Source organism: Halopseudomonas laoshanensis, assembly GCF_008365385.1.
In the GTDB taxonomy this organism is placed as follows: Bacteria; Pseudomonadota; Gammaproteobacteria; order Pseudomonadales; family Pseudomonadaceae; genus Halopseudomonas; species Halopseudomonas laoshanensis.
In genome coordinates, this window is the sequence record NZ_QOVF01000004.1 from 112520 (window position 1) to 125096 (window position 12577).

Sequence of the window (12577 nt, forward strand, 5' to 3'; positions counted from 1 at the left end):
GATTTTTCCCTCTGCAAGGTACTTGTCCATGTATTCCATGATGCGCTCGCTGCTTTTTCGGCTGCCCGCCGAAACCTCCCATGACCTGGCTCTGGACATGATAGGCGCCGCCGGCCGTACCGGGCTGGCGCGTAAGCTGGTCAGGCCGCTGGCGCCTGATCCCGTCGAGGTCATGGGGCTGACGTTTGATAACCCGGTTGGCCTGGCAGCTGGGCTGGATAAGAACGGCCTGGCAGTTGACGGTCTCGGCGCGATGGGCTTCGGCTTTCTCGAGGTGGGTACGGTGACGCCACTAGCCCAGCCGGGCAACCCGAAGCCGCGGATGTTTCGTCTGCCCGAGCAGAACGCGATCATCAACCGGCTGGGGTTTAATAACCTGGGAGTGGATGCGCTGCTGGCGCGCCTGGATGCGGTGCGGTATCAGGGTGTGCTGGGGATCAATATCGGCAAGAACGCAGTTACTCCGGTAGACAATGCGGTGGATGATTACCTCACCTGCCTGCGCAAGGTCTACAGCCGGGCCAGTTATGTGACGGTAAATCTGTCGTCGCCGAATACACCCGGGTTGCGGACCTTGCAGTACGGAGATGCACTCAAGCAACTGCTGGGGCAGATCAAGACCTGCCAGGGCGAGCTGGCCACTCAATACGGCCGTTACGTGCCTATCGCTATCAAGATTGCACCTGACATGCTGGCCGAGGATCTGGCTCTGGTTGCCGACTCGCTGGTCGAGGCGGGTATGGACGCGGTGATCGCGACCAATACCACGCTGGAACGCACCGCGGTGATCGGGCTTGAGCACGCCGATGAGGCGGGCGGGCTTTCTGGCGGGCCGCTTACCGATGTGTCTACCGAGGTCATCCGACTGCTGGCCGACGAGCTCAAAGGACGTATGCCGATCATCGGCGTAGGCGGCATCCTTCAGGGCGCTGACGCGGTAGAAAAGCTCAAGGCCGGCGCCAGTCTGGTGCAGATTTACAGTGGCTTTATTTATCGCGGTCCGGAGCTGGTCCGTGAGTGTGTAGATGCGGTGGCGGCGTACCGCGCTGCACTCTGATCAGCCCGCTGAAATGAAAGGCCCCCGCATTGCGGGGGCCGATGGGCCGTTTCAAAGGCCCGGCGCTTTAGTGAAGCGCCATGGGAAAATAAACTTGATCGGGGAGTTAACCTACCGCGCGCATCTCATTAAGTCGGTGCACGCCAGAAATGCCGGTAAATCCGTCCCAGTGATCGGCCCGGCCCTCGCGCCACCCATTGATCCAGGTCTGTCGGGCGGTGGGGCTATTGAAGGGGCAAGTATCCTGGGATTTACCATGAACACCATGTTGATAACCGCGCAAAAATGCTCGTTCCATCGGGTCACGCTTGAGTCTTCTCATAAAGTAGAGCCCTCATTTGAAGTACAAACCCGGCTCGCAGTTTGCGAGGCCGGGAGCAAGGTGCACAGGGTTGTCCTGCGGCACCGTGGGGGCTTGCCGATGAGCTTGCCCCCAAATAGGTTTTCCCGTACTCAAGAGTTACTGTTGTACCCTACGGATTGCCGCCAACCCAAAGATCGATTTGGCATACCTGGGATGCCCCTTAGCCGGGTACGCAATAACCCGGCACTCATTCTGTCACTGTGTTCTGGAAATCAATTAGATGCGTGAAACTCTTGAATTATTTGTCACCTGCCCACGTGGTATCGAAGGCCTGCTACTCGACGAAATGAAAGCCCTCGGTGCACAGTCGCCACGGGAGACACATTCAGGCGTCAGCCTGCAGGGTGACATGCAATTGGCCTATCGCATCTGCCTCTGGTCGCGCTTGGCCAATCGCGTGCTATTAATACTCGAGCGCTTTCCGGTGGCTGACGCTCAAGGTCTTTACGAAGGTGTGGCGGGTATCGACTGGTCGCAGCATCTGTTGCCTGAAGGTAGCCTGGCGGTAGATTTCGGCGGGATTCTGCCGGGGGTCGACAACACCCACTTCGGCGCGCTGAAAGTAAAGGATGCCATCGTCGATGGTCTGCGCAAGGCCGACGGTAGTCGCCCCAGCGTTGATCGGGTCAATCCTGATCTGCGTATCAATGTGCATTGCCGCAGTAACGAAGCGCAGTTGGCGATCGATCTGTCGGGTCACAGCCTGCACCAGCGCGGCTATCGATTGCAGCAGGGCGCCGCGCCCCTGAAGGAAAATCTCGCCGCGGCGATTCTGCTTCGCGCAGGCTGGCCGCAGTTGGCTGAAACCCAGGGCGCGCTGGCGGATCCGATGTGCGGCTCTGGTACTTTTCTGGTTGAAGCGGCGATGATGGCCGCTGATATGGCACCCAATCTCCAGCGCGAGCAGTGGGGCTTCAGTCATTGGCTGCAACATGATCCGGCACTCTGGGAGACGGTCCGCGCCGAGGCTAAGCAGCGTGCGGAAGCGGGCCTGGCCCGTGAGCCGCTTTGGATACGCGGTTACGAGGCTGATCCGCGGCTGCTGCAACCGCTGCGCAACAACATCCAGCGTGCCGGTCTGGGCAACTGGGTCAAGGTATACCAGGGCGAGCTGGCGACCTTCGCACCTAGCCCGGACAAGGGCCAGAAAGGCCTGATCGTCTGTAACCCGCCCTATGGCGAGCGGCTCGGCGAGGCGGCCAGCCTGGTGTATCTGTACCAGAAGCTGGGCGAAGTGCTGCGTCAGCAGTGTGAGGGTTGGCAGGCGGCGATCTTCACCGGCAATCCCGACCTGGGCAAGCGCATGGGCATCCGCAGCCATAAGCAATACGCTCTGTTCAACGGCGCGCTACCCTGCAAACTGCTACTGATGGATCTGCAGCCAGAGCGCTACGTTACGGGCTCGGCCAAGCCAATGCAGGAGCGCAGCAACCAGTCAGCGGCCCAGCCTGAACAACAGGCGGATTCAAGACAGCCGTCGGCGCCGCCAGTAACTGACGCACCACAGACCAACGCCCGGCTCAGCGAGTCGGCGCAGATGTTTGCCAATCGACTGAAAAAGAATCTGAAAAATCTGGGTAAATGGGCGCGACAGCAGGACATCAGCTGTTACCGCGTTTATGACGCCGACATGCCCGAATTCGCCGTGGCCATCGATCTCTATGGTGACTGGGCCCACGTTCAGGAGTATCAGGCGCCGGAGACTATCAGTGAAGACAAGGCCCGGGCCCGCTTGCAGGATGTGCTGGTCGCTTTGCCCGGGGTGTTGGGGATTCCTCCAGCTCAAGTGGTGCTCAAGCAGCGCTTGCGCCAAAGTGGCAGTGCCCAGTACCAGCGCATGGACCGCAAGGGCGAGTTTCTTACCATTAACGAAGGCCAGGTAAAGCTGTTGGTCAATCTGACCGATTATCTGGACACCGGGGTGTTTCTCGACCACCGTCCGCTGCGTTTGCGCCTGGCCGCTGAGGCACGCAACAAGCGCTTTCTGAATCTGTTCTGCTACACCGCCAGTGCAACCGTGCACGCTGCCGTCGGCGGTGCTCGCAGCACCACCAGTGTCGATCTGTCGCGGACTTACCTGGACTGGGCCAGACGTAATCTATCGCTCAATGGCCTGTCCGACCTGCACCAGTTGGTCCATGCCGATGTGATGCAGTGGCTGGAAGAGGATCGCGGCGAATATGATCTGATCTTTATCGATCCGCCGACATTCTCCAATTCCAAACGGCTGGACGATGTGTTTGATGTGCAGCGCGATCACGTCCGTCTGATTGAAATGGCGATGGACCGTTTGGCTACAGGGGGTGTGGCTTACTTCTCCAACAACTTCCGGCGGTTCCGGCTGGATGCGGCATTGCAGGACAAGTACGAGGTCAGTGATATTTCCGCGCAGACGCTGGACAAGGACTTTCAGCGCAATACACGGATTCACCGTACCTGGCGCATCAGCCGTCGCTGATGCGCCTTAGGGCCACCCGGATTTACTGGTTAGTGGCCATTTCGGTGCTGGAGCGCCGATGCACATCGGTCAGCACGCGGTCCAGTGCCTGACGGCTTGAGCCAGCGGCAGGATGGTTAACGATGGCAGCGACGGCCCAGCTCTTGCCATTGGCATCCTGGGTAATACCGGCAATCGCGCGTACGCTGCGCAAGCTGCCGGTTTTGATGTGCGCTCGCCCGGCCACCGGGGTATTGAGCATGCGCCGGCGCATGGTGCCGTCCATCGCTGCCAGCGGCATGGAAGCGATAAACTCAGCGGCGTAAGGGCTTTTCCAGGCATGCTCCAGCAGCATTGCCAAGTCGCGTGCGGTCATGCGCTCCACTCGCGATAGCCCCGAGCCGTTCTCCAATACCAGGCCTTTGGGTCGCATTCCCTTGCGGCTCATCCATTCATCAATGCTGCGGACCGCCGCCTGGTAGTCATCCACATCGCCCGGGGCACGCTGGTCGCGGCCAATTGCCAGGAACAGCTGGCGGGCCATGGTGTTGTTGCTGAACTTGTTGATGTCGCGAATGATGCTGACCAGATCGGCAGAATCGTTATAAGCCAGTTGCTGTGCACCGCTGGGCATGTAACCGACGCGTGTGGTGCCGCTGATCTTGCCACCCATCTCCTCCCACAACGAGCGCAACGCGCTGCCGGTATAGGTGGCCGCATTCAACGCAGACATATAGCGCTGTACCGAACAACCTTCATGCAGGGCCCCGGTCAAGGTGACCTGCGCCTGGGTGCCCTGGTCCTTGATTGCATAGGCGATGTTGGGCCATGGGCAGGAACTGACCTTTGGCAGCAACTTGAGCTGGTTGTCGATGGTCACTTCGGGGAGCGCCGGTTCGAGATGAATGCGCACGCCACCGCGCTCGCCATAGCTGCTCAGTGTCAGCACCTTGAGGTTGGTCAGCAGTGGGTCGGGCTCCACCAGAAAGGGCTTGCTGGGGTCGTTGCCGTCATCCGGGAAGGGTTGCGCATTCAATGGCATGCGCATATCAGCCGGCTGCAGAACCAGATCACCGCGCACTTCCTTCACCCCTGCCGCGCGCAGATCACGCAGCAGTGTCCACATGCGCTCAAGGGTTACCTTCGGATCGCCGCTGCTGCGGTACACCAGGTCGCCTTGAAGGACGCCATTTTCTATTGGCCCGGTACCGTGCAATGAGGTGCGCCACTGGTAAGTGGGGCCGAGCAGTTCCAGCGCAGCATAGGTGGTAACCAGTTTCATCGTCGAAGCCGGGTTTACTTCCTGGTCAGCGTTCACATATTGGGCTACGCCCTGACCCTCAAGCGGGATAATCGCCAGCGACATTGCGCTGGCTGGAATGCGGGCACTGTCCAGCGAGTTTCTTACTTGGTTCGGCAGGCTACTCAAGTCGGCGGCGAGCACCGTGGTGCTCAGCAGCAGGGCAGTGGCAGGTAACAGGCGGCGCAATGAATAGCGCAGTGAAAGGCACATAATTAGCGGTTACTCCAGGGTGTCATATGGCCTGCTCTAATACGCTGGCAAGGCTCAAAAAAGCAGTCTTAGCCATCATCACCCAATTGCAGACGAAGTCCAAGGGGCCCAGGTCATTTAGTCATACGCGCCGTCGCGTTAACCGCGTAATAAATAACCAGGCGAGAGGCAGAAGCACCAGGCTGGCGATCAAGGTGATCCATACACTGTATCGGCGTATGCGGTAGGCCTCGGCCAATAGCTCGCGCTCGGGGACCAGGATTGCCAGGTAGGTTTCCGGTAGCCCGGCAAGGTCTATGCGGCTCTGTGACAGGGTCCAGCGTTGGCCTTCCAGTACCATACTCGTCAGCCGTTCTTGGTTATAGCCGTCTTCGGCCAGGCGGGCCAGCAGCGTGCTGCCCAGTTCATTGAAGCCTTTGAGACGCAGCGCTGTGCCCTGGGCTACGTTGAGAATGCGGGCGACATCATGGTAAGCGATGACCGTGCCCTCTGGATCATAGAGCAACAGCTGTGAATGTGCGGTCAGCTGCAGTTTGGCCAGGGTGTGCGAAAGCTGGCCGAGCGTGAGATCCGCGCCGAGTACGCTGCCGCTGGTTGTAGGCCGGGCCAGAGTAGTGCCGAATTCGCTGGTGGAGAAGAAGATGTAGGGCGTGGTGATGATCTGCGCGCCGCTACCGCGCGCCTGGCTGTACCACAGACGTTGGCGGGGATCGTAACCGTCGTTGAACAGCTCGCGTTGCTCTAGTACCTGCAGCTGCTGGTCATAAAACAAGTGCACCGCCTTGCTTGCTTCCGGATCCATCTGGATATGCCATACCATCCAGACCGCGTCAGAGGGGGCGTTGAAACGCGTGCGCAAGCTCGGTGTGCGCAACGGTCTGAGCATCAGATAGTCGCCGGTCGGCCAGCCCTGGTACAGCGAATTCAGCTGAGGATTGTCTACCAGTACCTGGGCCAGCTGGGGCAAATAGTTCAGCCGCTGCTCCAGCGAAATTGTGCTTGAAAGATCGCTCAGGGCCAACAGATTGAGGGCCTGGGCCGGTGGCTGATAAAGGCGCAGAAGTTCTGTTTCAAGTTGCTGGCTGATATGGCGGAAGAGCGTCTCGCCGGTATTGAGAATGACCTTGCTCTGCTGCTGGTAGTGAAAGATCGCCAGACCAACCCCGAGAGTCAGGGCGACCAGTGTGCTGATTGCCAACAGCACCCAGGCAGAGGGAACCAACGCAGAGGAGGTATGTCGAGCCATCTAGGCAACCTGACCAGGAAATGCTACTCACAGCGTAGCGGACTTTAGCTGGTTTGCAGGTTGTTGTTCGCGGGCAAGTCGAAAAAAGTACGAGCGCACTGGGTAGTATGCTCGGCAAGTTGCTCTAGTGTCTCCCCACGGCAACTGGCCACCAGGCCGGCTACTTCGAGAAGAAAAGCCGGTTCGTTGCGGCCCTTTTTTGGCTTGGGTCGCAGTGTGCGCGGTAACAGCCAGGGAGCGTCCGTTTCCAGCATCAGACGCCCGGCAGGGATGCTGGCGACCAACTGTTGCAGATGCGTGCCACGTCGTTCGTCACAGATCCAGCCAGTGATGCCGATGTGCAGATCCAGGTCCAGATAGGCGTGCAGTGCAGGCTTTTCGCCGGTAAAGCAGTGCACTACAGCTGCCGGCAAATGATCGCGGTAATCCTTGAGTATCTCAGCCAATACCGTGCTGGCGTCGCGCTCATGCAGGAACACCGGTAGTCGCAGCTCTACAGCTAGTTGCAGCTGCTGCTCCAATGCCTTGACCTGTTGAGGCCGTGGAGAAAAATCACGATTGTAATCCAGGCCGCACTCGCCAATCGCTTTCATGCAGTCAGCTTGCGCCAGTCGACGTATTTCGCCGGCCAATTCGTCGGTCCAGTCGCGGGCTTGATGCGGATGCACACCGGCTGTACAAAACAACCTTGAGGGAAGATCGTTGCAGAGTTGTTGCACCTGATGGCTGGTCGCCAGCGAAGTGGCGGTCAGTATCATCTGGCTTATATCGGCTTGCCAAGCCCTGTCCAACACGGCCTGTCGATCATGATCGAAGGTCGTGTCAGTCAGGTTGACGCCAATATCAATCCATTCCATGCCTGCGGCTATCAGCTAGCCGGGCGTGGTTTGGCAGCGCGCGGCTTGCTTGGGAATTCCTTGCGCGGCTTGGGTCGGGCAGGGCGCTCGACTTCACCAGGTGGCAAGGGCCAGGCACGGATCTGCAGGGCAACGCCATTGATTTCCACGCTGGTCAGCTTGGCAATAGTTGCCTCGTTGAGCTCGGGAAGATACACGCCAGTATGCTCGGTGAACATCTTGATATGACCAATCTGTTGGCGTTGCAGGCCGCCAAAGCGGCACAGTGCATCGACCAGCGGCTTGGGCATCAGCCCATTGGAGCGGCCACCCTTGACCTTGTAACGTACCAAGCCGCTGTCGCGTTCGGCGAAACCGTCGCGAGCGCTGTTAGCTGCAGGCGCGGAAGGCAAGTCCTTGACCGGGTCGACCAGCGTCTTGGCACTGGGCATGATCGCCAGCAACGTGGCCGCCAGCTCTTCCGGTGTCAGGTTGGTAAGCTCCAACAGGTCACTGGCGAGTTTTTCATGCAACGCGCCAGTATTTTCCCGTGCGGTGTTGATCTTGGTTGCCAGCTTGGTCAAACGACCGCTACGTACGGCATCCGCACTGGGCAGTGCCTGGGTCAGAATTTTCTGGCCGGTGGCTTTTTCCAGCTGGTGCAGCAAGCGACGCTCACGCGGCGTGGCGAACAGGATCGCGGTGCCGGAGCGACCGGCACGGCCAGTACGGCCGATACGGTGAACGTAGGATTCGCTATCGTGCGGCACGTCGTAGTTGAGTACGTGGGAAATACGTTCCACGTCCAGACCACGCGCGGCCACATCCGTCGCGACGACGATATCCAGCAGGCCACGCTTGAGGCGGTCAACCACCTGTTCACGCAACTGTTGGCTGAGATCGCCATTCAGGGCTGCTGCAGCAAAACCACGGGCTTCCAGACGCTCGGCAATTTCCATGCTGGCAGTCTTGGTGCGTACAAAAACGATCATCGCCTCGACCGGCTCGACTTCGAGCAGACGGGTCATGGCATCGAGTTTGTGGTGGTTGGACACCTCCCAAACGATCTGGGTAATGGTATCCAGGCTGCTGCTCACGCCGCTGTGCAGGCGGATTTCCTTGGGCTCGCGCATATGCTTGCGGGCCACGGTACGCACGCCGGCAGGCATGGTCGCGGAGAACAGAGCTTTCTGGGTGTTCGTCGGTACTTTTTCGAATACCGCATCCAGGTCGTCGGCAAAGCCCATCTTGAGCATTTCGTCGGCTTCATCAAGCACCAGAAAACGCATGTTTTCAAACTTGATGCTGCCACGACGCATATGGTCAGTCAGGCGGCCAGGGGTCGCTACGACCACGTGGGCGCCGCGTTCCAATGCCTTGAACTGCGGGGCAAAAGCCGAGCCGCCGTACAGAGCCAGCACGGAAAAACCGCGCATGTTCTGAGCGTAACGCTGGAAGGCTTCAGCCACCTGCAATGCCAGCTCGCGGGTGGGAGTCAGAATCAGGGCCTGAGTGGCGCGGATGCTGACGTCAATGCCAGCAAGCACGGGCAGGGCGAATGCGGCTGTTTTGCCGGTACCCGTCTGAGCCAAGCCAAGCAGGTCGTCACCGGCCAGAAGGGTAGGGATTGCCTCGGCTTGAATCGCGGAGGGTGTTTCATATCCGAGGCTGGTCAGAGCCTCGAGAAGCGGTGCAGGCAGGCCTAAATCGGCGAACTGCGGTGCCGCCGGAGCGGTATCGGACATACTTGGAGTGAACCTTGGGGGATAAATAGATCGAATAGTATACGCGCATTTGAGGAAAATTGCCGCAAGGTTTTTCAATCACTGGCCAGGGCAGGGCGCATGCTGTCAGGCTATCGACACTTTCAGTTAAGGAGTACGCGCTATGGGCAGGCTGGTAAACGGGACCTGGCATGATGAGTGGTACGACACCAAAAGCACCGATGGTGAGTTCGTGCGTGAGGACGCCGGATTTCGCGGTGCAGTAGAAAAGGGCGGGCGCTTTGCGCCTGAATCGGGCCGTTATCACCTGTACGTGTCGCTGGCGTGCCCCTGGGCGCACCGGACGCTGATCATGCGCAAGCTCAAGGGGTTGGAGTCGCATATCGATGTCTCCGTAGTCGAGCCGCATATGCTTGAGGAAGGCTGGACCTACAACCCCCCTGAGCCCTTGTACGGTTATACCCGCCACCATCAGCTGTATACCCACGCCAAATCCGATTACACCGGCCGCGTTACCGTTCCGGTGCTCTGGGACAAGCAGGAAGAAACCATCGTCAATAATGAATCGGCCGAGATCATCCGCCTGTTCAACAGGGCCTTCAATGACCTGACAGGTGACACCCAGGACTTCTATCCAGAAGCCTTGCGTGAGGAAATCGATCGGATCAACACGCGCGTCTACGACGAGATTAACAACGGCGTATACAAGAGCGGTTTTGCCACCACCCAGAAAGCCTATGAGAAAGCCTGCCGGACGCTGTTCGAAGCGTTGGACTGGGTGGAAGGCTTATTGGCGGAGCGGCGTTATCTGGCAGGCGAGCAGATAACCGAAGCCGATTGGCGGCTGTTTACCACGCTGGTGCGCTTTGACCCGGTGTATCACGGCCATTTCAAGTGCAATATCCGGCGGATTGAAGACTACCCGCATATGGCTGGCTACCTGCGTGAGCTCTACCAATGGCCGGGCGTTGCCGAGACGGTCGATTTCGAGCATATCAAACAGCATTACTACTACAGCCACGAGACCATTAATCCGACGCGTATCGTGCCGCTAGGCGACGGTCTGGATTTGAATTTGCCACACGGCCGGGGTTGATCCGAACGGCCTAGCTGTCGGCCTTGCGGCTGGCGAGCAGCTCGGCAAGACTGCCCAGAGCTTTGTGTGTGGCTCGGGTGGTTTTTGGCGTAGCGGTAGAGCTCTCGCCGAAATACTGTTGGTCGGTATAGCGGGCGTGTTCGTTATCGTGACAATACAGGCAGAGTAGCTCCCAGTTCGAACCGTCCTCGGGATTATTGTCGTGATTGTGGTCGCGGTGATGCACGGTCAGCTCGCTGACGCGTTTGCCACTGAACTCCCGGGCACAGCGCCCACAGACCCAGGGATACATCTTCAGCGCCTTTTCCCGGTAGCCGGTTTCACGCCGCTGTTGGGCCTCGGCGAGAATCTTGTCCAACTTGTTGGTGCTCGCGGATTTTTCGCTGCTACTCATAAGGGCATCCTGGGCATGACTGACTCGGGTGGACGAAGCGGACCCGCAATCTCACGGGCGGCTAAACTCAGAATAGTCTATTTCATTCAGGCTTCGTCAGTCTGGCTGTTTACCGCACTGATGACGCGATTGCGCCCGCTTTCCTTGGCTTGATACAGCGCCTTGTCAGCCCTGGCCAGGGTGTCGTCGGTAGTCTCTCCCGCCTGAAATTCTGCCAGGCCGATGGAAACGGTAATGCTGATGTCCGCCGGCAGATCATCAAAGCGCAGCGTTTCAATGCTCGAACGGATGCGCTCGGCTTTGATCTCGGCGCCAGCCAGTGTGGTTTGCGGCAGGATTAGCAGAAACTCCTCACCACCATAGCGACCAAAACTGTCGATTACGCGTAGATCGGCAGTCACGCTGCTGGCCAGTTGTCGCAGAATCTTGTCCCCGGCCTGATGGCCATGGGTATCGTTGATCTGCTTGAAGAAGTCCACGTCGAGAATGCCCACACTGAACGCGCCTGGAGCACGTCGGTAGCGGTTGGATTCTTCATTCAGCACCTGAAAAATGCGCCGGCGATTATAGATGCCGGTGAGCTCATCGATATTGACCAGCTCCTGTATACGGCCCATCGCATTTTTCAGCTCGCGGTTGCGCAGCCGCAACTTGCCGCGCAACCCGCTGATAAAACCGCCAATCAGCGCCACCTCGGCCAGTACCAGCACAAAGGCGAAACTCTGAATCAGCTCCAGCTCGGTGTTCATCACCTGTGGGCGATATAGCCACAGGGCGAGGTGCAGCGCGCTGTACTGAATCAGAAAGCCGATGCTGACCAGAATGAAATTTCGTACGTTCAAGGCAAGGATGCCGTAGAGCGCCGGCACTATGGTAATCAGCAGGAAGATCGCTCGGGCTTGGCCCGCTTCGAGGAAAAACATCACCCACAGAGCCGGCCATTGGCAGATGATCATCTGCAGGGCAGTCATGCTTGGGTCCCTGAAGCGCAGATTGATATTGCTGTGTATCAGCAGCCAGAGTCCGGCGTTTACAACCAGGCTGAACAGCGCGAAATGCCCAGCTACTCTAAGCGGGATCATTTGCTGATAGCAGAAGAACAACACCACGGTGAAGGTGACGGTGTACGACGCGAAAGACATGCCCAGGCGCCGCTTGCGCAGGCGTTGCTCCAGGCTGATGGTGTCGCGGTCCTTGCTGACGGTGCGTGACTGAGGTTGCTCTGTGTCGGGGAGCGAAGTCGTATCCATGGGCATACCGTTATTATTATTTTCAGAGTCACGCAATCGGGATTGCCCGAAAGAGTGCCAGCCGATATTAGCGGCATTTGACTGCAAAGCCAGAGCGAGTCAGGAACAAAACGAATTTCTGTGATCTGACTCTAATCTGGTAGAAAAGTTATGTCACTGGGCCAGTATAGTTGATGGCGGTGATCCAGTAATGTTTTTCCCCGGCGGGGGCTTGCAGACTGATTTCGTCATCCAGGGATTTGCCCAGCAGCGCGCGCGCCATGGGGCTATCGATGCTGATGTGGCGGAGCTGGGTATCTATTTCGTCGGGCCCGACTATACGCAGATGCAGCGCTTGCCCCTCATCATCCTCCAGTTCAACCCAGGCGCTGAAAAACACCTTTGAACAGTCCGATGGTTGCTGGGTAATGACCTTAAGGTTCTCCAGGCGTTTGCGCAAAAAGCGAACCCGGCTGTCTATCTCGCGTAGCATTTTTTTGCCGTAGATATACTCGGCGTTCTCCGAGCGGTCGCCGAGCGCGGCGGCTTCGCTGACCGCCTGGGTCACCGCAGGCCGTCGTACTTGCCAAAGCTCATGCAGCTCATCGCGCAGGCGTTGCGCACCCTCGGCGGTGATCAAGGGGGTGCCAGCGCTGCGCGGTGGGCGGTAGCGGCTCATGC

Annotated in this window: 11 protein-coding genes; 3 read left to right on the forward strand and 8 right to left on the reverse strand. The window is 58.6% G+C overall.

Annotated elements, in window-relative coordinates; genetic code table 11:
* Positions 1-28: 28 nt before the first annotated feature.
* On the forward strand, positions 29-1057 hold the full coding sequence (locus tag DT594_RS13960; protein WP_149333249.1) for a quinone-dependent dihydroorotate dehydrogenase: 1029 nt from the start codon (positions 29-31) through the stop codon (positions 1055-1057).
* 106 nt (positions 1058-1163) lie between these two features.
* Here the strand turns inward: DT594_RS13960 and rmf are convergent, their stop codons facing one another.
* Positions 1164-1379, reverse strand: coding sequence for a ribosome modulation factor (rmf, locus tag DT594_RS13965; RefSeq protein WP_096344775.1), 216 nt, complete (start codon positions 1377-1379; stop codon positions 1164-1166).
* A 262-nt stretch (positions 1380-1641) separates the two neighbouring features.
* Here rmf and rlmKL point away from each other — a divergent pair, with 262 nt between their 5' ends.
* Positions 1642-3879 (forward strand): bifunctional 23S rRNA (guanine(2069)-N(7))-methyltransferase RlmK/23S rRNA (guanine(2445)-N(2))-methyltransferase RlmL, encoded by a 2238-nt coding sequence (gene rlmKL, locus DT594_RS13970; RefSeq protein WP_149333250.1) that lies wholly within the window; start codon positions 1642-1644, stop codon positions 3877-3879.
* A 22-nt stretch (positions 3880-3901) separates the two neighbouring features.
* On the opposite strand, the gene dacB is transcribed toward rlmKL, so the two are convergent.
* The 4 genes from dacB to DT594_RS13990 form a co-directional block, all read right to left on the reverse strand.
* Positions 3902-5371 (reverse strand): D-alanyl-D-alanine carboxypeptidase/D-alanyl-D-alanine endopeptidase, encoded by a 1470-nt coding sequence (gene dacB, locus DT594_RS13975; protein WP_246164646.1) that lies wholly within the window; start codon positions 5369-5371, stop codon positions 3902-3904.
* Positions 5372-5492: 121 nt separating this feature from the next.
* Positions 5493-6617: a cache domain-containing protein gene (locus tag DT594_RS13980; protein ID WP_149333251.1), complete on the reverse strand. Its 1125-nt coding sequence runs from the start codon at positions 6615-6617 to the stop codon at positions 5493-5495.
* 44 nt (positions 6618-6661) lie between these two features.
* A complete protein-coding gene (locus DT594_RS13985) occupies positions 6662-7474 on the reverse strand; it encodes a TatD family hydrolase (RefSeq protein ID WP_149333252.1) in 813 nt (270 codons plus the stop codon).
* An 11-nt stretch (positions 7475-7485) separates the two neighbouring features.
* Entirely contained in the window at positions 7486-9198 is a 1713-nt protein-coding gene (locus DT594_RS13990) for a DEAD/DEAH box helicase (RefSeq protein ID WP_149333253.1), read from the reverse strand.
* A gap of 142 nt (positions 9199-9340) precedes the next feature.
* Here DT594_RS13990 and DT594_RS13995 point away from each other — a divergent pair, with 142 nt between their 5' ends.
* Entirely contained in the window at positions 9341-10273 is a 933-nt protein-coding gene (locus DT594_RS13995) for a glutathione S-transferase family protein (protein ID WP_149333254.1), read from the forward strand.
* A gap of 10 nt (positions 10274-10283) precedes the next feature.
* On the opposite strand, the gene DT594_RS14000 is transcribed toward DT594_RS13995, so the two are convergent.
* From DT594_RS14000 to greB, 3 genes are all read right to left on the reverse strand, one after another.
* Positions 10284-10667, reverse strand: a complete 384-nt coding sequence (locus DT594_RS14000; RefSeq protein ID WP_149333255.1) for a YajD family HNH nuclease — start codon at positions 10665-10667, stop codon at positions 10284-10286.
* Between the two features lie 86 nt (positions 10668-10753).
* Entirely contained in the window at positions 10754-11917 is a 1164-nt protein-coding gene (locus tag DT594_RS14005) for a GGDEF domain-containing protein (protein WP_178091531.1), read from the reverse strand.
* A gap of 148 nt (positions 11918-12065) precedes the next feature.
* Positions 12066-12575, reverse strand: coding sequence for a transcription elongation factor GreB (gene greB, locus DT594_RS14010; RefSeq protein WP_149333257.1), 510 nt, complete (start codon positions 12573-12575; stop codon positions 12066-12068).
* Positions 12576-12577 lie beyond the last annotated feature (2 nt).